This window comes from Chryseobacterium sp. SN22 (assembly GCF_008329705.1).
GTDB lineage: Bacteria > Bacteroidota > Bacteroidia > Flavobacteriales > Weeksellaceae > Chryseobacterium.
Genome location: NZ_VTSX01000042.1, coordinates 1 through 18316, shown reverse-complemented (window position 1 = coordinate 18316; position 18316 = coordinate 1). Strand labels below are relative to the sequence as shown.

At 39.2% G+C, this 18316-nt stretch carries 23 protein-coding genes and 1 tRNA gene; 18 read left to right on the top strand and 6 right to left on the bottom strand.

Annotated features, from left to right (window positions below; genetic code table 11):
• Positions 1-407 precede the first annotated feature (407 nt).
• The 3 genes from FY557_RS19445 to FY557_RS19435 are packed head-to-tail and all read right to left on the bottom strand — an operon-like array spanning position 408 to position 2390.
• On the bottom strand, positions 408-1235 hold the full coding sequence (locus tag FY557_RS19445) for a T9SS type A sorting domain-containing protein (protein WP_149248890.1): 828 nt from the start codon (positions 1233-1235) through the stop codon (positions 408-410).
• Positions 1236-1263: 28 nt separating this feature from the next.
• Complete coding sequence (locus tag FY557_RS19440) at positions 1264-1809, bottom strand: phage tail protein (protein WP_149248889.1); 546 nt, start codon at positions 1807-1809, stop codon at positions 1264-1266.
• A 35-nt stretch (positions 1810-1844) separates the two neighbouring features.
• The gene (locus FY557_RS19435; protein WP_149248888.1) at positions 1845-2390 is read right to left on the bottom strand and encodes a phage tail protein; all 546 of its coding nucleotides are present in this window, start codon (positions 2388-2390) and stop codon (positions 1845-1847) included.
• A gap of 397 nt (positions 2391-2787) precedes the next feature.
• Between FY557_RS19435 and FY557_RS19430 the strand changes: the two genes are divergently transcribed.
• From FY557_RS19430 to FY557_RS19380, 11 genes are all read left to right on the top strand, one after another.
• Positions 2788-3552: an enoyl-CoA hydratase/isomerase family protein gene (locus tag FY557_RS19430; RefSeq protein WP_149248887.1), complete on the top strand. Its 765-nt coding sequence runs from the start codon at positions 2788-2790 to the stop codon at positions 3550-3552.
• A gap of 314 nt (positions 3553-3866) precedes the next feature.
• Positions 3867-4484 (top strand): hypothetical protein, encoded by a 618-nt coding sequence (locus FY557_RS19425; protein ID WP_149248886.1) that lies wholly within the window; start codon positions 3867-3869, stop codon positions 4482-4484.
• Entirely contained in the window at positions 4485-4955 is a 471-nt protein-coding gene (locus FY557_RS19420; RefSeq protein WP_149248885.1) for a hypothetical protein, read from the top strand.
• A 5-nt stretch (positions 4956-4960) separates the two neighbouring features.
• Positions 4961-5251 (top strand): winged helix-turn-helix domain-containing protein, encoded by a 291-nt coding sequence (locus FY557_RS19415; protein ID WP_149248884.1) that lies wholly within the window; start codon positions 4961-4963, stop codon positions 5249-5251.
• Between the two features lie 65 nt (positions 5252-5316).
• Positions 5317-5607 carry a hypothetical protein gene (locus FY557_RS19410; RefSeq protein WP_149248883.1) on the top strand — a complete coding sequence of 97 codons (291 nt, stop codon included), beginning with the start codon at positions 5317-5319 and terminating at the stop codon, positions 5605-5607.
• An 11-nt stretch (positions 5608-5618) separates the two neighbouring features.
• Positions 5619-6458 carry a metallophosphoesterase gene (locus tag FY557_RS19405; RefSeq protein ID WP_149248882.1) on the top strand — a complete coding sequence of 280 codons (840 nt, stop codon included), beginning with the start codon at positions 5619-5621 and terminating at the stop codon, positions 6456-6458.
• Between the two features lie 402 nt (positions 6459-6860).
• Complete coding sequence (locus FY557_RS19400) at positions 6861-7346, top strand: Coq4 family protein (RefSeq protein ID WP_149248881.1); 486 nt, start codon at positions 6861-6863, stop codon at positions 7344-7346.
• Position 7347: 1 nt separating this feature from the next.
• Entirely contained in the window at positions 7348-7644 is a 297-nt protein-coding gene (locus FY557_RS19395; protein ID WP_149248880.1) for a hypothetical protein, read from the top strand.
• A gap of 15 nt (positions 7645-7659) precedes the next feature.
• A complete protein-coding gene (locus FY557_RS19390; protein ID WP_149248879.1) occupies positions 7660-9039 on the top strand; it encodes a DUF4153 domain-containing protein in 1380 nt (459 codons plus the stop codon).
• 91 nt (positions 9040-9130) lie between these two features.
• Positions 9131-9670 carry a hypothetical protein gene (locus FY557_RS19385; RefSeq protein WP_149248878.1) on the top strand — a complete coding sequence of 180 codons (540 nt, stop codon included), beginning with the start codon at positions 9131-9133 and terminating at the stop codon, positions 9668-9670.
• A 48-nt stretch (positions 9671-9718) separates the two neighbouring features.
• On the top strand, positions 9719-10231 hold the full coding sequence (locus FY557_RS19380) for a hypothetical protein (RefSeq protein ID WP_149248877.1): 513 nt from the start codon (positions 9719-9721) through the stop codon (positions 10229-10231).
• Between the two features lie 76 nt (positions 10232-10307).
• Here FY557_RS19380 and FY557_RS19375 read toward each other — a convergent pair whose 3' ends face one another.
• The 3 genes from FY557_RS19375 to FY557_RS19365 are packed head-to-tail and all read right to left on the bottom strand — an operon-like array spanning position 10308 to position 11923.
• A complete protein-coding gene (locus FY557_RS19375; protein WP_149248876.1) occupies positions 10308-10991 on the bottom strand; it encodes an FKBP-type peptidyl-prolyl cis-trans isomerase in 684 nt (227 codons plus the stop codon).
• Positions 10992-11018: 27 nt separating this feature from the next.
• Positions 11019-11468, bottom strand: a complete 450-nt coding sequence (gene dtd / locus FY557_RS19370; RefSeq protein WP_149248875.1) for a D-aminoacyl-tRNA deacylase — start codon at positions 11466-11468, stop codon at positions 11019-11021.
• Positions 11469-11470: 2 nt separating this feature from the next.
• Positions 11471-11923 carry a hypothetical protein gene (locus FY557_RS19365; RefSeq protein ID WP_149248874.1) on the bottom strand — a complete coding sequence of 151 codons (453 nt, stop codon included), beginning with the start codon at positions 11921-11923 and terminating at the stop codon, positions 11471-11473.
• A 109-nt stretch (positions 11924-12032) separates the two neighbouring features.
• Here FY557_RS19365 and greA point away from each other — a divergent pair, with 109 nt between their 5' ends.
• The 7 genes from greA (at position 12033) to FY557_RS19330 (ending at position 17913) form a co-directional block, all read left to right on the top strand.
• Entirely contained in the window at positions 12033-12503 is a 471-nt protein-coding gene (greA, locus tag FY557_RS19360; RefSeq protein WP_146940070.1) for a transcription elongation factor GreA, read from the top strand.
• Positions 12504-12524: 21 nt separating this feature from the next.
• Positions 12525-12914 carry an HIT family protein gene (locus FY557_RS19355; protein ID WP_149248873.1) on the top strand — a complete coding sequence of 130 codons (390 nt, stop codon included), beginning with the start codon at positions 12525-12527 and terminating at the stop codon, positions 12912-12914.
• 71 nt (positions 12915-12985) lie between these two features.
• A complete protein-coding gene (gene clpX, locus FY557_RS19350; RefSeq protein ID WP_149248872.1) occupies positions 12986-14173 on the top strand; it encodes an ATP-dependent Clp protease ATP-binding subunit ClpX in 1188 nt (395 codons plus the stop codon).
• A gap of 77 nt (positions 14174-14250) precedes the next feature.
• Positions 14251-16215, top strand: coding sequence for a T9SS type A sorting domain-containing protein (locus FY557_RS19345; protein WP_149248871.1), 1965 nt, complete (start codon positions 14251-14253; stop codon positions 16213-16215).
• 5 nt (positions 16216-16220) lie between these two features.
• Complete coding sequence (locus FY557_RS19340) at positions 16221-16448, top strand: signal peptidase (protein ID WP_149248870.1); 228 nt, start codon at positions 16221-16223, stop codon at positions 16446-16448.
• 60 nt (positions 16449-16508) lie between these two features.
• Positions 16509-17795, top strand: a complete 1287-nt coding sequence (locus FY557_RS19335) for a TlpA family protein disulfide reductase (protein WP_149248869.1) — start codon at positions 16509-16511, stop codon at positions 17793-17795.
• A 44-nt stretch (positions 17796-17839) separates the two neighbouring features.
• Positions 17840-17913, top strand: a tRNA-Met gene (locus FY557_RS19330).
• Positions 17914-18316 lie beyond the last annotated feature (403 nt).

The following is an 18316-nucleotide window of genomic DNA, read 5'->3' as shown; positions in this document are numbered from 1 at the left end:
TTATAAATAAATATTTCTAATATTAGTGATTAAAAATTTATTGGAGTATAATTTAAATTGTAATTTAAAATTTAAATATTTGATTATTAATTATTTAATTAATAATTAATTCCATTTGTAAGGAATTTTTAAATAGAAGTTAACAAATTTTTAATATTTTAATTCCCTGTTTATTGTATTAATTAGTCTTTTGGGATCATAAACATCTGTATGATTATTACTTCCTGTTTTAATCTGGTTGGCGACGAGATACAAATAGTAAAGTGCTTGTAAAATGTAATGTATAGGTCTGCAAAAATAAATCCCCTGCAGGCAGGGGATTCATTCTCATTTATGTAATTAGAATCTTTCTGGATATCAAAAGGTTTTCATGGTTATTCGCTTTTTAAGATCAGAGTAGATCATTATTAATTTTTGATGACCTTATAAGATTCTGAAGAAGATTTTACAGTATAAACTCCTTTTGGAAGCGATGAAAGATCGGCTTCATTCACGCCCTTCTGTGCTTCAATGGTCTTTACCAACTGTCCGGACTGGCTGTACACCTCGATTTTTCCGCTGTTGGCAGTTTTAAGGGTGATCGGTCCGTTCGTAGGGTTAGGATAAATGCCTGTTTCTTTCTTTGAAGCTTTTACATCATTCGCAGAAAGAACAATTCCGGTGTCTTTTACCCAGGTAAAGGCATCAACTGCCATATAACGATAATCCCCGCCAAGAGTTAAGGTAAGCTGATCAATAACGATATTAGAGTAATTCTGACCGTTAAGGTTTGTCAGGTCAACCAGAGCGTATCCGTTGGTAGCACCTATTGAAGTTGCGAAGCCTGTGGTTTTAGTCTGGGTGAATTTGGTTACTCCGGAAAGACTTCCTGTTATAGTAAGTGTCCCTGTACTGTTCTGGTTACTGAATCCGTTGGCAGTATATATCCAAAACTTGTTTGCCTTAAACAAGTTTGAAGTTGTTTTTATACTGAAAGAAGCATTTACATATGCTGTGGTAGCGGTGCCTGTATTGTCTATAAATCTGTTGTCTCTAGCAGTTCCGTTCCAACCGCCGTTTGTTAAAGAATAAATATCAAATGTGCCAACGTTCGAGATTATATTGAAAATAACACCGTTATCTGTAAAACTTGTGGATGCCACAGATTCGGTTTCAAACTGCTCGGTACTGGTTTGCGCAAATGAAAAAGTAGAAATGAGCAGGCTACAGATTGCAAAAATAGTAGTGCTTTTCATTGTTTTAATTATTTAGGTTGTTGTATGTTTAAGGTCTGGAAGGAAAAATTCCCATTGTACAAATGATATAGTTCATTCCCAGATAAGGAGGCATGGTGTTTACCGGAACATTCTGTCCTGTGAAGGTTACAGAACCAAAACCAATTACTGTATCAGGAGCTGCATCCACAAAGCTGGGAATTGGGGTAAATTCTCTTCCATTCGGCTGTCCGGTGATGGCAATAGCAGAATTGCTGGAAGGGGTAATGCTGTTGGCATTAGTATTAGCCACTTTCAGCTGGCTGGCAAAACTTGGAAGATTACTCATCAACAGAGTAGTTTGCGGAACTCCTGCAGCCTCTCCCAGATTAATCGTTTTGCCTGTTGCTGAATTTCCTGTACCGAACGGAGCACGCCCGTTAAGGTTCGGTAAAGCAAATGTTGTTTTTCCATCTCCTCCATAGGTCGTTCCCAGGAGTGAAAAAAGGGCTGTGTTTTGAGCAATGCTTAAAAGAGCACCGTTGCAGAGCATATAACCTTTCGGTGCAAAATTGCCTGCAAACATTTTTATGGTTCCTAATAATTCTTCGTCCATGATGATAAAATTTTAATTAATCTAATTTTTAAAGTTTACGGTCTTGAAGGATAAATCCCCTGAACGCAGATAATGTAATTCATTCCCAGGTAAGGAGGCATGGTGTTTACCGGAACATTCTGTCCTGCAAATGTTACAGAACCTGTACCGATTACGGTATCAGGAGCTGCGTCTACAAAGCTCGGAATTGCGTCAAATTCTCTTCCATTCGGCTGTCCGGTGATGGCGATAGCGGAACTGGTTGAAGGGGTAATGCTGTTGGCATTGGTATTGGCCACTTTCAGCTGGCTGGCAAAACTTGGAAGATTCATTGCCAAAAGCGTGGTTTGCGGAACTCCGGCAGCCTCTCCCAGGTTAATACTCTTTCCTGTTGCGGAATTTCCTGCGCCGAAAGGAGCACGTCCGTTAAGGTTAGGCAGAGCAAATGTAGAAATACCGTCTCCTCCGTACGTTGTTCCAATGATTGAAAAAAGGGCTGAATTTTGAGCAATGCTTAAAAGCGCGCCGTTACAGAACATGTAGTTTGCCGGCGCAAAAGTTCCCGCAAACATTTTAATAGTTCCCATCAATTCTTCGTCCATGATAATATATTTCAGTTTTAAATTCCTACTCTCTTACTGGCTTTTCGGATACCGCCATTAGTATTAAAATTAATGTCTTATCGACAAGCCAAAGTAACAGCAAATACAAATTTTATAATAGCGTAGAAATACTAAATTTAAGATTACGTATTTCTACTTAATGGTGATGAAAATTTATTTAATTTTATAATAAGTCTGATTTTTAAACTTAATTATCTGAAAAACAAAAACGAATACAGATATATTAATTCTCAAATCTAAGAAATATAATAATATAATTAACAAAATTTTAAGAATTTAATTCACTCGGTTGTTACAAATTTTTCAGAGGTACAAATTAGCCTGTTGCTTTTCTCAGAACTTTCCTATTTTTGTAAAAATCCAACTTAAATTAAAAATGAACGAATTTGTAGCATCAGAGCTGAAAAACCACATCGCCGAAATTACATTCGGAACGGTGAAAAGCAATTCCCTTCCTGGAGCCATCCTTGAAAAACTGGCACAAACCATTTTGGAAGAAGGAGCAAAAGAAGAGGTAAAGGCCATTCTCATCAAAAGTGAAGGTGAGAAAGCATTTTGTGCCGGGGCAAGTTTTGATGAATTGCTGGAGATTGAAGAGCTTGAAAAATCGACAAAATTTTTCGGAGGTTTTGCAAAAGTCCTGAATGCCATGAGAAACTGCGGTAAAATCGTAGTCGTAAGGGTTCAGGGAAAAACTACCGGCGGCGGCGTGGGGATCGCCTGCGGAGCCGATTATTGTTTTGCGGTGAGAGATGCAGCTTTGGCTCTGACGGAAATTAACCTGGGTATCGGGCCTTTTGTCATCGGACCTTATGTCGAAAGAAAAATCGGGAAATCACAATTTTCCGCGATGGCCATCGATGCCGACTTCAGATCGGCGGACTGGGCGGAACAGCATAATATATATCATTCAGTTTCTGAAAATATTGAAGAAATGGATGCTAAACTGGAGAAATTCCTCTCGACCCTGGCTTCCAGAAGCAGCGAAGCTTTAGCTTTGATTAAAAAAGTGTCTTGGGAAGGAACCGATCATTTCAATGAACTGATGCCGGCCAGGATTCATATGAGTGCCAGCCTGATTCTCGAAGATTCTGCAAAGAAAAGCATCGGAGCAATTAAAGAAAGACTGAGAGCAAAATAATTTTACCTTTTTATAAAATGAAACCGCCGGATTTCTGGCGGTTTTTGTACTCATTTGTTTAAACCATGATAAATTCAGGTATAAATTGTAAACCTGCTTAAAAGTGACTCTGATATTCGAAGCGTTCTGTCCGATGTTTTTTTAAAAACTTCCAGCATTCCTCTTTCAGCCTTTAATCCGATTTCTACTTTGAGTTTACATTAATTAAAAATTTCACCAGCAAAGCAAATTAACCATTCACCTTTTTATTTTTTTGAAAAAAATATTTTGCACTATCGAAAAAAATAATAACTTTGTAATTCAAAGTTCTTTTTATGGAATCAAAAAACTATCACGAAGACTTATCACATATCCGTTCCATGATGGAGCGTTCTTCCCGGTTTATTTCATTAAGCGGGCTATCGGGAGTGGTTGCCGGTCTGGCAGCAGTAGTTGGCGCAGTATATGTGTATTTTGTTTTTCAGAGGGAAGGAATCGATTATTTCGACGGAGAAAGGAATTTTTTCAGACCTTCGCTGGTAAAAGAACTTATTTTAATTGGAACAGTGATTTTAATAACTGCAGTGCTCAGCGGTTATCTTTTTACAGCCAATAAAAGCAAGAAGAAAGGATTGAAGATCTGGGATGCCACTACTAAACGGCTTCTGGTTACTTTTGCTGTTCCTCTGGTAACGGGAGGCTTCTTTTGCCTTGGGCTTTTATACCATCATCTCTTCGTATTTGTTGCCCCGGCTACCTTGATTTTTTACGGTTTGGCCTTGGTAAGTGCGGAACGGTATACGTTGACGGATATAAAATATCTGGGATATTGCCAGATTGTCTTAGGCCTGGTCTCCTTATTTTTTCCGGGGTGGGGACTGCTTTTCTGGACCATCGGTTTTGGAATGCTGCATATTGTGTATGGATTGATTATGCATAAGAAGTATAAATAAATGGACCGTTCAGTTTTTTTAACTATTTTGATCCTGACCATTTTTATCTTCGGCATCTTTTTGATGGTGTTTAAAAACAGGAAAAAGCGGTTTTTTAAAAGCATCCTTCTCGCTGTTTTTATTGCTCCGGTTATTTATTTTCTGGTTGTTTTCATTCTGATTTTAAGTGCAACCGGAGAAAGAAGCAGAGATTTTGATTCAGTTATATGGCAGGCCAATACAAGAACGGAAAACGGAACTTATAATTATGAAATGGTTGATGACCTTATTAACAGCAGATTACTGATTGATAAAGATTCGTTGGAAGTAAGAGAAATTTTAGGTAGCCCTGAATTGAAAGACAAAGAGCAAAAATTCTGGCAGTATTACGAAGGAACAAGTACCGGCTTTGGTTTTACGGACCATCAGCTGATTGTAAAGTTTGCCGATAACAAAGTCATTATGCTTGAGCATATCAGACAACAAGATTAAATAAAATGATAAAAATAAATCAACTCAATAAAGAATTCGAAAGCCGTGTAAGACTGGGCATCATGTCCGTTCTGATGGTGAACGACTGGGTTGATTTTTCCGAAATGAAAAGCATCCTGGAGATTACGGACGGCAATCTGGCCAGCCACAGCAATGCATTGGAAAAGGCAGGCTATATTGAAGTGAAGAAAGAATTCGTGGGCAAAAAGCCGAAAACCTCATACCGGGTAACCCAGAGCGGAAGGGAAGCCTTTAGCGAGCATCTGAATGCTTTGGAAAAACTGATTGGCCGGTAATGCCTATATTTTTTATTAATTTACTTTGAAAAACAAAGTACTTTTATATATTTAAACTACAAATTATGATTTTAAACAAACAAAAAACAAAGATTATTTTCGCCGTACCGGCGTTGCTGATCCTTACGGCATTTTTCGGAAACCTTTTTGCAGAAGGGTGGAACTGGTCACCGTCTGATTTTCTTATCGCTGGGGTATTGCTGTTCGGAACGGCTTTCTTCGTCAATCTGGTCATGAGGTCAGAAAAAACACGGTTTTCCAAATTATTGATATGCTTTGCAATCCTTCTGGTATTGGCCCTGGTGTGGATCGAGCTGGCTGTCGGAATTTTCGGAAGCCCTGTTGCGGGAAGTTAAATGGAAATCCAATGAACCGCAAAACATTTTTAAAAAGGCTGCTGCAAATCTCAGCCATCGGGGCTTTTCCGATGCTGTATTCCTGGCAGGTCGAACCCTTCTGGCTGGAGTTTGTGGACAAGAAGCTGCCCGTTAAAAACCTGCCCCGGGAGCTGGAAGGAAAAATCCTGATGCAGATTTCGGACCTGCACGTCGGAACCCGTTTCGACTGGAATTTCCTCATTGATTCTTTTGAAAAAGCTAAAAAATACAAACCTGATTTTGTAGTATACACAGGCGATTTTGTAAATCACGGAAACCTGACAGAGCGTGAAGATCTCAAACAGGTAATGAAGCACGCCGTTCTGGGAAGCCTGGCAACTTTCGGTATTCTCGGAAATCATGATTACGGAGCCGACTGGGAAGAAAATGATGTGGCCGATAAAATCTGTAAAATTGCAGAAAATTCAGGAATTGCCATGTTGAGGAATACCCGGCAGGAAAGTCACGGATTAAATTTCATCGGCTTCGATGATCTGTGGTCAAAGAACTTTAATCCTGAGGAAGTGATGGGGAATCATGATCCGTCAGAAGCCAATATTGTGCTCTGCCACAATCCCGATGCCTGCGACAAACCGGTCTGGAACGGTTACCAGGGATGGATTCTCAGTGGCCATACCCACGGCGGGCAGTGCCGTATCCCCGGAGTCATCACGCCGCTTCTGCCGGTGAAGAACCGCAGGTACAGTTCAGGAACAATTGATCTGGAAGACGGCAGAATGCTTTATGTCAACCGTGCTTTGGGACATTCTTTTCAGGTCAGGTTTATGGTTCGTCCGGAAATTACGGTGTTTACTTTAATACAGGAATAAAATGACTGACCATCGTATTTTAAAAATCGGGAAATCCGTATTCTGGTTATCATTTTCTGTCGTAACCATTCTGTTTTTTAGCCTGTACTCTGGGTTTATGTATGAATTCGTAGTATTCAGCGGATTGATTTTATGGCTGCTTGTCCTGATGAATACATTCGTGTTTTTTGCTCTGATGATTTATGGGCTGATACATCAGTTAAAATTTGTATCATGTCTGAAGCAAGCGGCCTTATTGCTGATCAATATTCCGATCGCCTTTATCTACGGATGCCTTATTGATATTTAATGAAAATTATCAATGAGACAGTGAGTAACACCAGAAATTTTCTTTTGGAGGGTATCCCTCCCGGCAAATTGCCAAACCTATTTAACTATCAAATTTTTAAAAATCGATCAACTATGAAAAAATTACGCGTCCGCTTTCTGCTTTTTGTGTATGATAAAACCCAGAAGCTTTACCGGAAATATTTTAAGAGAAAGAAAAGACAGTGGCAGTTTACCGAAAAACAGCTGTTGGAATTCCGGGAAGATTCCTTGGGGCGAAAGCTCGGGGAGTTTTACAAAAAACACGGTTTCAGTATGATTCCGAAAATGGAAAACCATGATGTTCATCACCTAATTACCGGTTGCGGAACCCATTTCGAGGACGAAATTGCGATGCAGTTCCTGTTGTTGGGAAACGGAAAACTCAATGCCCATTTGTTGGCTGCTGTTGTTCTGGGAAGCCTGATTTTACCGGAGTATTTCAGGATTTATGCAAAGGCCTATCAAAAAGGCAAAAGCATGCGGCCTTTTTACCACTGGGATTTTGAAGCTTTACTCTGGCAGAATTTCGAACATCTGAAAGACTTTATCCAACAGAAAAATACCACAGTGCTGCATTAATATGGGAAATATAAGATTCAGTACGGAAGGAAAAACGGTGTTTTATCTCTCTTTTGCTTTGGGAACCCTGATTCTCATCAGCTTTTTACTAACTAAAAGCGAAGTCTTGCTGACTATCGGATTCTATTATGTTTTGACAGCAGCCGTTATCAATATTATTGTATTTTTTTATGAATTTGTTTCTTTCATTTCAAATATCACCGATAATAAGCCGCACGGAAATTCTGCTGTCCTGATGCTGCTGAACATCCCGATCAGCATTGTTTATTTTCTGGCAGTCATCAACTGCACCTTTTAATTTTAAAACAACCTTATGAAAACACATCATTATATATTTCTTACCACCCTTCTTTTTGTCATCCTGTTCTACGATCAGAGTGTGGGGTTCAATCTCGGAATCATTGGATCGGTTTATGCGATCCTGACTTTTTTCAGAACACCGAAAAGAAGAAGAACTAAGACATTTGTTTTACTTTTTACAGCCAGCATTCTTTCAGACGTTGCTTTTGCATGGTATGGAGATTTCCCGTCGTTTCTGGCTGTTACTGCTTCGCTCCTGATGCTGAGCTACCTGTCTCGGAACCGCAAGATGAAAATCCTGCTGCTGCTTCCCGTTTTCGTTACCAATTTCTTTACTTCATTTATCAGGATTTTTAATTTCGATGACTGGCTTCCTAAAAGACATGTTCCCGGACTATGGCAGAAAACGCTGGCTTTCGTACTTATCCCGATGATCCTGATCTCTGTATTTTTCGGAATTTATGCAGCCGGCAGCGACCATTTTGCCAATCTGTTTACGAATGTGGAGCTGGACATTGATTTCTGGCAGCTAGTGGCCATGATCGTTCTGGGGTTTTTCATTGCCTTTAATTACTGGAACTTTGCGGTAGAACGGTTTATCTATAAAAGCAACCGTGTGCTGGATAATGATTTTAAACAGGCAATTGTTCAGAAGCCGACCTATTCTTTTCTTGATCTGGATGCCGAAAGGATGAGTGGCGTCATTTCTTTATTTACTTTAAATATTTTATTGTTATTCTTCATCGTTACCTATAATTACGAACAATTCTACGAATCGGCAAAAACGTCGGTGCAGCTTTCGGAAGAAACCCATGAACGGGTAAACTCGGTGATCATGTCCATCGTGATGTCAATTCTGGTCATGATGTTTTATTTTAAATCCGGATTTAATTTTGATCCCAAAGCCCGTTTCATGAAAATATTGGCTAAGATCTGGATTGTCCTGAATGCCGTGCTCATTGTCTCTGCCATGGTTAAAAATTCGGAGTACATCATCAATCACGGATTTACCTACAAAAGGCTCGGCGTTTATGCCTTCCTGATCCTTTCACTGGTCGGACTGGTTCTGACGTTTATTAAAATACAGTTCAGGAAAAGGAATGCCTTTCTTTTCAATACAATGGCCTGGTATGTTTACGGTACGATCCTGATCTGCAGCTACATCAATTGGGGCGGAATCATCACCGCAGAAAACATGAAACGGAAAGACTTCGCCTTAGATTACCACCGCACGCAGGTTAATTTCAGTGAAAAGCAGCTGTTGAAATATGCGGAAGAGAAGAGCGATTACCGGTTAAAATCCGAAATTTTAAATTCAGAACATGTAAAATTACAGCAAAATGAAACGCTTCTTTCCAGTGTATTGTTTTACGGGACCTTACCGTCAAAATAACCGTTCAAAACAATCTAAACATACGGTTGGAATAATTTTCGCTGCACCGTATATTCAAAAAGCCAAAAGGTTTAATTAAAAAAGACATATTATGAAAAAGTCCTTATTGCTCATTCCGCTGATAATAATCTCCTGTAAAAAAGAACCGAAAATTACGGAAACGGAGAACAGGGATTCAATGGTGGTTTCAGAACAGGCATCCCCTGTAGAAAAAGCAGATTCGGCAGCCGTAAAAATGAAAGATTCCATTGTCAATAATGCGCCCAAGACAAAAGAGGTTTTAAGCAGAGGGGTAATGAGAAACGAGAAAGACGGACAAATTATCCGGACGGCCGATGCCGCACAGCTTCCTTTTAAGCTTGGGGAAGAATTTACAAAAGACGGACAGGAGTTTATTCTGAAGATTACCAATTTCAATCAGCAGAACCTTAAAGCGAAAATTTCAACCGACGTTAAGGATTTTAACATCCGTTTCAACCAGATCAAACTGCCGAACGGCGATTATGACGGACCTTTCGGAAGGGAAATTACTTATGAGGTGACAGGAAAAGGAGAAGTATGGCTGATCATAGGGAAAAGCAATATGGCATCCGGCACTACGAAAGGAAGTTTTACCGTAAGCGTGGAGTAATTTTTAATTTGGTACAGTTTCTGCAAACAAAATTTAAAATTTATCATTATGAAAAATATATTTTTGACAGCGGCAGTAGCTTCAGCAGCTTTGGTAAGTTGCGGCACCGTGCAGTCGTTGGTTCAGAATACATTTCCTTATACGGCAAATGTGCTGGTCTCTACCGGCGTTCCCGCTGATAAGGAAGTTTCTTCCACGGCAACCGCTTCCAATATCCAGACCTGGTTCGGAGGAAACAATGATGCAAGAATTAAAGACGTCAGGATTTCGGATGCCAAGGTGTCTGTCGTCTCTCCTGCGGGCGGATCGCTCAATGCCTTTAAGTCCATTAAAGTGTATATTTCGTCGAACGGGACCGGAGAGAGGCTGGTGGCTTCAAGATCCAATATTTCCACCGACGCTGCAAGCATCACCCTGGATCTCGAAAACACGGGATTCCTGGATAGTGTGGTAAAAAGTAACGGTGTTACCGTAAGAACGGTCTATGAATTGAAAAATCAGACAAGTTCAGATATGAACCTTAGGGTAGCACTGAATTTCAGCAGTGTGCCTGCTAATTAATTTTTTATAAAAGTTTATTTTAAAAAAGCGCCTTTCAATGATTTGAAGGGCGCTTTTGATAGATATTTTGCAGATATTATTTAAAATCCACAAGCTCAATGTCAAAGATTAGGGTGGCTCCCGGAGGAATTACATTTCCGGCACCATTGTCTCCGTAAGCTAAGTTAGCAGGAATATAGAATCTGTGTTTTGCTCCTTTGCTCATGAGCTGGATCCCTTCCGTCCATCCCGGGATCACTCCCGACAGGTTCAGCTCAATGGGTTTTCCGCCGTTTTTATCCGTAGAATCGAATACGGTTCCGTCCATCAGCTTTCCGGTATACATTACATTTGCCGTACTGGCAGCGGTAGGTTTTGTTTTGCCGTCTCCTGCTTTCAGAACTTCATACTGCAGGCCGCTGGCTGTGGTTTTGATGTTCTTGTTCAGTTTGTTTTTAGCCAGGAAATCATCACCTTTCTTTTTATTTTCTTCTGCCTTTACTTTGGCTTCTGCCTGCTTTTTCTCATTCTGCTTCTGCATAAAGCCTTGCAGGAAAGTTCCCATTTCTTCTTTCGGGAAAAGCGTCGGCTTGTCAGCTAAAGCATCTTTGATTCCCTGTGCCATAAGTTCGGCATCTGCAGGGAAGCCCTGTCTTTTCATGTTCTGGGCAATATCAAGACCGATATAATAAGAAGCCTTCTGCTCGTCGGTATATGATTTCTGAGCAAAGGCAAGGTTTGCTCCCGTAAGAAGAACCAGGGTAATTAAGGTTTTTTTCATTTTTGAATATAAATATTTTTTGCGAAGTTAAGCTTTTGTAACGGAATCCATCACAATGGTAACCGGACCGTCATTAATTAACGAAACCTTCATGTCGGCCCCGAAAATTCCGCTTTCGGTTTTTAACCCGGATTTTGAGATTTCTTCCTTGAAATACTCGAAAAGAGGAACCGCTTTATCGGGTTTTGCCGCCTTGATGAATGACGGGCGGTTGCCTTTTTTGTAATCGGCAATCAGCGTAAACTGGCTGATGCATAGAATTTCTCCCTGTACATCCTGAAGGGAAAGATTCAGCTTGTCATCCTCATCGCCGAAGATTCTTAAATTCAGAATTTTCTGGACCAGCCAGTCGGCATCACTCTTTTCATCATTTTCATCAATTCCGATCAGCAGCATCAGCCCTTTCCCGATTTCACCTACGGCTTGTCCGTCTACTGTTACGCTGGCTTCGGAAACTCTCTGTACGACAACTTTCATTTTTAATAATAAATATTTAATAGTTTGCTTCCCGGATCATAATTATAAAGATAAGTCTTCGGCGGAACATTGGCCACGGCCGTCGGCTGCCCGGTCAGTAAAATCCACTGGGCATTATCTTTCGGGCAGATTACCCTGATGTTGTCCTGAACTTCAAGCGTCGTATTGTTGTCGGGGCAGATGTGCGGTGCATTCCGGTCATATATTTTAAAGGTGGTATCCGATGCCCGAACGACGATAAGTCCTCTTGTTCCGGACTGTTGTTCATTGATATAGACCCATCCGCCGACCTGATTCAGATTGTAATAAGCGGGAAGGTTGAGGTTTAAGCTTACATTGATCGGGTTGGTCGGGAAACAACTTACGGTATCTTCGCGGGTTCCGCAGGAATTAATGGATAAATTACTGAAAATCAATAATGTGATGATGGATAATATTGACAAACTTTTTTTCATTTGAATTTAAATTTTTATATATTTGTAAAAATTAAACGATTACAACTCGAAAACATTGTCCGGCAAATGTCGGATTATTTTTTTATACTAAAACTAAATTTTGAAAATTATGGCAAGCTATGTTACAAAGGAGGGGCTGGAGAAAATGAAAGCTGAGCTGGAGCAGTTGGAAACTGTAGAAAGACCAAAAATTACCCAGCAGATTGCTGAGGCGAGAGATAAAGGAGATTTGTCTGAAAACGCAGAATACGATGCGGCTAAAGAAGCTCAGGGAATGCTGGAAATGAGAATTTCCAAGCTGAAGGACGTTATTTCGGGTTCAAAAATCATAGACGAAAGTCAGTTGGATACCTCAAAAGTTTCCATCCTTACCACCGTGAAACTTAAAAATAATGCTACCAATCAGGAGCAGGTATTTACCCTGGTTCCGGATAACGAAAGCGACCTGAAGGCCGGAAAGATTTCGGTAAATACACCCATCGCTAAAGGCTTGCTGGGAAAAGCAGTAGGAGAAACGGCAGACATCACCTTACCGAACGGCAACAAGCTGTCGTTTGAAGTATTGGATATTACCCTATAACAGATTCTTATCTTATTAAAAATGAGCACCATATTCACAAAAATCATCAACGGCGAGATCCCTTCTTATAAAATAGCTGAAGATGAAAACTTTATTGCCTTCTTGGATGCGATGCCTCTGGTAAAAGGACACACCTTAGTGGTTCCTAAAAAAGAAGTGGATTTAATCTTTGATCTGGAAAGCGAAGAATATAAAAACCTTTGGGGCTTTACTCAAGAGGTTGCCAGAAAAATAAAAGAAGCAATACCTTGTGTACGGGTAGGCGTGGCCGTGGTAGGATTGGAAGTGCCCCATGCCCATATTCATCTCATTCCATTAAACAAAGTGGAAGATATGAACTTTAAAAATGATCGGCTAAAACTTACGGGTGAAGAATATACCAAGATTCGGAACTCCATTATAAATTCTTAGAAATAACAAGAAACTCGTGAAACTGATTTTACGGGTTTCTTTTATCTATACCTTATTATAGTTATATAAAAATGAATTCAAACCAATGTTCTTTCTGCGGAAGAAAGAGAAATGAAGTGCAGATGCTGATTTCCGGACAGAACGGCTTTATCTGTGAAAACTGTATCGAACAGGCACATGCCATTGTAAAAGACAGCGGATCCAAATCGGGATATGCGCCGGCAGAAAATATAAACGAACTGAAAAAGCCTAAAGAAATCAAGGAATTCCTTGATCAATATGTCATCGGGCAGGATCAGGCAAAGAAACAATTGTCGATTGCGGTTTACAACCATTACAAAAGGCTTCTTCATGCCCAGGAAGAGAACCGGGAAGTCGAGCTTGAAAAATCCAATATCATCATGATCGGTGAAACGGGGACGGGAAAAACCCTCCTGGCAAAAACCATTGCTCGGGAACTGAACGTGCCTTTCTGTATCGTTGATGCAACAATCTTAACGGAAGCCGGATATGTAGGGGAGGATGTGGAAAGTATTCTTTCCAGGCTTCTTATGGTAGCGGATTATGATGTGGAGAAAGCGGAAAAGGGAATTGTTTTTATTGATGAAATTGATAAAATCGCCAGAAAATCCGATAATCCGAGTATTACCAGGGACGTTTCCGGAGAAGGCGTACAGCAGGGATTGCTGAAGCTGCTTGAGGGAAGCATTGTGAATGTTCCGCCACAAGGAGGCAGAAAGCATCCTGATCAGAAATATATTCAGGTAAATACCCAGAATATCCTGTTTATTGCAGGGGGGGCTTTTGACGGGATCAAAGAGATTATCGAAAGAAGGATGAACAAGCAGGCTATCGGTTTCAGCTCTGAAAAAATCAACAAAACCGGTGAAGATGAATATATATTAACGAATATTAATGCTATCGATCTGCGTTCCTTTGGATTAATTCCCGAGCTTTTAGGGAGATTTCCAATCATCACTTATCTTGATAAACTTACAAAAGAAACTATGGTAAGAATCATGAAGGAACCTAAAAATTCCATTGTGAACCAGTTTGTCGAGCTCTTCAAAATGGATGGAACCCAATTGGTTTTTACGGACGGTGCTGTAGAAAAGATTGTGGAAGAAACAATGGAGAAAGGCCTTGGAGCAAGAGGTCTGAGAGGAACTACCGAAAAAGTCCTGGAAGATTACATGTTCTCAATAGGGGAAGAAAAAGAAATCACATTAACGGAAGATAATATTTTTGTTAATCGATAAAATATTTTTGTTTTTTAGTAAAAAAGGTATACCTTTGCCATTGAGATATTGTATTAACACACAAATATTTATATACAATGAGAAAAAGTTTATTTGCTATTGGCTTATTAGCAGCCATTTGTTCTGTTCAGGCGCAGAATGTTCTGATACATGTAGACGATAATGCTACTACGTATGTGAGTAAAGGCACACTAGTTTACAGTGGAGGCGGATTACAGATGAGAGGTACCGGTAAGATTGAAAATCATGGGAACTTCATGGTTCAGGGTACTTCCACAGATTCTTTTAAAACCATAACTACTGGAAATGCTGATAAAACCGAAACCACTGGTGGAGGGAACTTTATCAACAAACTTAATGAACCTACCGCATATTCTACCTATAATATCAACAGTTCTTCTTCAACACCAACGTATACTTACGGTCAGTTGTTTATAACAGGTATTCCTCAAGCTAATATTACAGGTATTGTGGATCAGGAATTCAGAGCCGTTAATCATGGTACCTATCAACAGATTGGTATGCCTTTTTATGACAAGACGGTATCCACATTAAGCGCTGAACTAGGTAAGACATTTACAGATGTTAGACGTTCAAAAAATGAAGTTCTTTGGAATGATAATATCAATGTAGTGCCGAAGAAGTTTGGGGTCAATTACAAGTTTGGAATAGGTCTTGATGGATTTGCGTATTATATGTTAGGAGGATTAGGCCTTGATGTAAGCAATACAACGAGAATTGTCAAAGGACGACCTCTTACCGATGTTGGTGCCATAAAGACTCTTCAGGGTGCTGGAACTAATGTGAGTTTTGGAACGAACGGGAATGCAGTTAATGAGTATAATGAAAAATATTATACCTATATTCAGGATGAATTTGAAACAACACCTTGGGTTGGAACCTATGGTAAAAACGTTTATCAATTCGGTAATCCGTTCTTAACGAATCTTGATTTGTCACAGATTGCAAAAAGTGAAGCTAATGGTGATGGTAATTTCTTAACGACAATTCAGGGTGTAAGACTTGAAATTTCACCAAATGCGGTACAGACAAGTTCTGCAGGTACATTGACGTCAGGCGGTACTGCATATAAATACATCACTTTTGATGGCTCAGGTAATCCCGTAGCTGGCGATTTTGATTATATGATGGTAAGACCAATGGGAACTTTCGTTATTAAATTAAGAAATAATACAGCAGCGGATCAACTTAATTTTTCTACACTTCGAAGATTTAATTATTATACAAGAGATTCATCAACCAGTTATAGTGTAACAGCTAATAAGAATACATCTTCGGCTACTTACAAGCAGTTAGGTGTTATCGGTCTTGATGTAAATGGTAACGAAATCGCAAGAACATATTATGTTGTTTATCCTGACGGAACTACCGGACATTCTTTAAACGATGCAAAAAGCCAAGTAACTGTAGATGTTTCTGATATTTTAGGTACTTACGAAGAAGCTCCAACAGGTGGTATTGATCCTAATTATATGTCACAATATCGTTTATATATCAATGAGGCTAATGAAAATACTTTTAAAGGCAAAAATATTAAGATGAAAAACTTTGATCTTAATACGATAAAGTCTTATAAGTTTGAAATTAGAGAAAACGGAAGTCCTGTTACTGATGGTGTTCATACATTATCTTCAGGTACAGGTTTCTATTATAAATCACAGAACGGAACGGTTCAGCCTGCCCTTCAGGGAGCTGTAATTCCTGTAAACGGAGCTGAATATGATCTGTATTATGGCGAGCCAAGCAATATCGTGTTGGCAACCAATGATACCAAATCTCCTTCTAGAACAGTAGTTGTATACAATCCTTCAATTGAGAACTACATTGTTAGATTCGATCCTAACTGGAAAAAAGCAGATATTGAGGTTTATGATATGAGCGGTAAGCTGGTTATTACTAGAAAAGCAGTTAACACATCAACCGATTTTGTAATCGAACTTGATAGTAGACTTAAAAATTCTTATGTAGTAAAAGTTGTTTCTGATAAAGGAGAAACTGTTAATACCAAAATCTTAAAATAATAAATATGAGAATAATAAATAAACTAGTTTCAGCTTTTTTTCTAATCTTTGGTTTTCTTCTGATCAGTGCACAGAAGATGCCACCCGCGCCAAATTCCGGTGAAACAAGCAGAGGGACTGTCGGGCCAGGAGCACAAGCTTCTCCGATCGACATGTATGTATATGCATTGGGAATTATTGCAGTAATGTTTATCGTATTTTTTACTAAAAAATATACAAGCAGAAAAGCATAAAATTTATTAAAATAATATTAAACTCTCCGATTAGTCGGAGAGTTTTTTTATTTTTACCCTATGAAAAAGATATTTACGATTTCAGCTTTTTTAGCAGCATTTTCATTGCAGGCACAGTTTACTGTCACTATTCAGGCTCCTGCTGATTTTAAAGACCAAGATGCAATCTTATATATTCTGAACGGATCAAAAGATATCATCGTTACCAAAGAGCAGAGTAAGAATAACATTTGGACATTTAAGTATCCCAAAAACTATATGGGAATGATGAAGGTTTATTTTCCCAGTTCAAACAATACGTTCAACTTTATTTCTGAAAATAAGAATGTAAATGTCAAGCTTGAGACTCAGGGAAATAAAGTAAAGGATATCATTTACCTTGACGAAGCCAATGAAATCATCAATAAATTCCAGGAAGGTTCGCAGAAAAAAGAACTTATCCTTCCTGCCTTATCCCAGATCAAAGAATATTATAAAGACAATACCGACTTCGGTAAAGCTCTCAAAACCGAGATTAACCGGCTTTCCGGAGGTTCTGAGGGAATAGACCAGAATCAGCATCCTTTTATTTATTATTACAATACGAATTACAGCAAGTTCCTTTCTAATAATCCGGCAAAAAAAGCCAGTCAGGATGACATTATCAATTTCATTGATAAGTCAAATGATATGCTGGAAACTTCGTCTCTGTTAAGGCCTGTTCTGGTTTCTTACCTTAATACGGGAGGGAATACCAATGTAGGAGCCTCTGTAGACAAACTGCTGAATCGGTTAAAAGTTGAAACACCCCGCGGACAAACCGTTCTTTCCGAGCTGATTGATATTTTTGATGTCTATGACATGCAGGAATTTAAAAATAAATATTTAAGTCTTGCTAAAAATCTAAAATGTACCATTACTGATAGATTGGCATCAACCCTGAAATCCAATGCCAATGTTGAAATTGGAGCAGCATTTCCCAATTATAAATTTCAGACGCCTGCCAATACAAATGCAAAATCACTTTATGATATAAAAGCTGATAAGAAAGTCATTGTTTTCTGGTCGTCTACCTGTTCGCACTGCGAAGAGGAACTGCCTAAATTGCTGGTAAAGTACAATGATCTTAAATCCAGAAATATTCAGGTCATAGGGTTATCAATGGATGTAGACAGAGATTCATACTCAAAAAAAATTGCAGCTTTTCCTTGGGTAAACGATTCTGAACTGAAAGGCTGGAACAGTAGTTACGTCGATACTTACAATGTTCATGCAACACCAACGTATTTTATTTTAGATGCTAACAATAAGATAATCAATAAACCAGAACATGTTGCTGATGTTTTGGAATATTTTAATTTAAAATAAATTTGGAGGGAGTAAATATTTTTGTATATTTGCACCACCAAAACGGCGAGGTAGCTCAGTTGGTTAGAGCGCAGGATTCATAACCCTGAGGTCACGGGTTCAATTCCCGTCTTCGCTACAAAAGCAGAGGCTGTAAGATTTTTCTTACAGCCTTTTTTATTTTTAGCGAAATCACAAATTAATGAAATTATGACCGGATGAATTCAAATTGCGGAAACTAATTACTCCGTCGAAACTTTGTTATCCAAAATTATTTCTTTTAAAACTTTATTTTCTTATCTGGCAATTTACCGATTACATATTCCAATTTAAAATAATATCTTTTATACTATTCAACTTATAATTTATAGATCTGTCCGCTTATACTCTTCAATTTCATTTTTTCAGGAGCTTAATCCGGCTCTCTGCTCATACTCCTCGCGCCGGCCTTTTGCCATTGCTCCCTCACCAGATCCATGGCTTCCCGGTGCTTCCATCCGCTGCTGTGGGGTAACCGCGGCGATCCGGGCTAGGGCGGCATG

What these genes read in the sequence shown, in the direction of transcription:
- FY557_RS19445 (WP_149248890.1), bottom strand. Translation starts at nt 1,235, where the DNA reads ATGAAAAGCACTACTATTTTTGCAATCTGTAGCCTGCTCATTTCTACT.
- FY557_RS19440 (WP_149248889.1), bottom strand. Translation starts at nt 1,809, where the DNA reads ATGGACGAAGAATTATTAGGAACCATAAAAATGTTTGCAGGCAATTTT.
- FY557_RS19435 (WP_149248888.1), bottom strand. Translation starts at nt 2,390, where the DNA reads ATGGACGAAGAATTGATGGGAACTATTAAAATGTTTGCGGGAACTTTT.
- FY557_RS19430 (WP_149248887.1), top strand. Translation starts at nt 2,788, where the DNA reads ATGAACGAATTTGTAGCATCAGAGCTGAAAAACCACATCGCCGAAATT.
- FY557_RS19425 (WP_149248886.1), top strand. Translation starts at nt 3,867, where the DNA reads ATGGAATCAAAAAACTATCACGAAGACTTATCACATATCCGTTCCATG.
- FY557_RS19420 (WP_149248885.1), top strand. Translation starts at nt 4,485, where the DNA reads ATGGACCGTTCAGTTTTTTTAACTATTTTGATCCTGACCATTTTTATC.
- FY557_RS19415 (WP_149248884.1), top strand. Translation starts at nt 4,961, where the DNA reads ATGATAAAAATAAATCAACTCAATAAAGAATTCGAAAGCCGTGTAAGA.
- FY557_RS19410 (WP_149248883.1), top strand. Translation starts at nt 5,317, where the DNA reads ATGATTTTAAACAAACAAAAAACAAAGATTATTTTCGCCGTACCGGCG.
- FY557_RS19405 (WP_149248882.1), top strand. Translation starts at nt 5,619, where the DNA reads ATGAACCGCAAAACATTTTTAAAAAGGCTGCTGCAAATCTCAGCCATC.
- FY557_RS19400 (WP_149248881.1), top strand. Translation starts at nt 6,861, where the DNA reads ATGAAAAAATTACGCGTCCGCTTTCTGCTTTTTGTGTATGATAAAACC.
- FY557_RS19395 (WP_149248880.1), top strand. Translation starts at nt 7,348, where the DNA reads ATGGGAAATATAAGATTCAGTACGGAAGGAAAAACGGTGTTTTATCTC.
- FY557_RS19390 (WP_149248879.1), top strand. Translation starts at nt 7,660, where the DNA reads ATGAAAACACATCATTATATATTTCTTACCACCCTTCTTTTTGTCATC.
- FY557_RS19385 (WP_149248878.1), top strand. Translation starts at nt 9,131, where the DNA reads ATGAAAAAGTCCTTATTGCTCATTCCGCTGATAATAATCTCCTGTAAA.
- FY557_RS19380 (WP_149248877.1), top strand. Translation starts at nt 9,719, where the DNA reads ATGAAAAATATATTTTTGACAGCGGCAGTAGCTTCAGCAGCTTTGGTA.
- FY557_RS19375 (WP_149248876.1), bottom strand. Translation starts at nt 10,991, where the DNA reads ATGAAAAAAACCTTAATTACCCTGGTTCTTCTTACGGGAGCAAACCTT.
- dtd (WP_149248875.1), bottom strand. Translation starts at nt 11,468, where the DNA reads ATGAAAGTTGTCGTACAGAGAGTTTCCGAAGCCAGCGTAACAGTAGAC.
- FY557_RS19365 (WP_149248874.1), bottom strand. Translation starts at nt 11,923, where the DNA reads ATGAAAAAAAGTTTGTCAATATTATCCATCATCACATTATTGATTTTC.
- greA (WP_146940070.1), top strand. Translation starts at nt 12,033, where the DNA reads ATGGCAAGCTATGTTACAAAGGAGGGGCTGGAGAAAATGAAAGCTGAG.
- FY557_RS19355 (WP_149248873.1), top strand. Translation starts at nt 12,525, where the DNA reads ATGAGCACCATATTCACAAAAATCATCAACGGCGAGATCCCTTCTTAT.
- clpX (WP_149248872.1), top strand. Translation starts at nt 12,986, where the DNA reads ATGAATTCAAACCAATGTTCTTTCTGCGGAAGAAAGAGAAATGAAGTG.
- FY557_RS19345 (WP_149248871.1), top strand. Translation starts at nt 14,251, where the DNA reads ATGAGAAAAAGTTTATTTGCTATTGGCTTATTAGCAGCCATTTGTTCT.
- FY557_RS19340 (WP_149248870.1), top strand. Translation starts at nt 16,221, where the DNA reads ATGAGAATAATAAATAAACTAGTTTCAGCTTTTTTTCTAATCTTTGGT.
- FY557_RS19335 (WP_149248869.1), top strand. Translation starts at nt 16,509, where the DNA reads ATGAAAAAGATATTTACGATTTCAGCTTTTTTAGCAGCATTTTCATTG.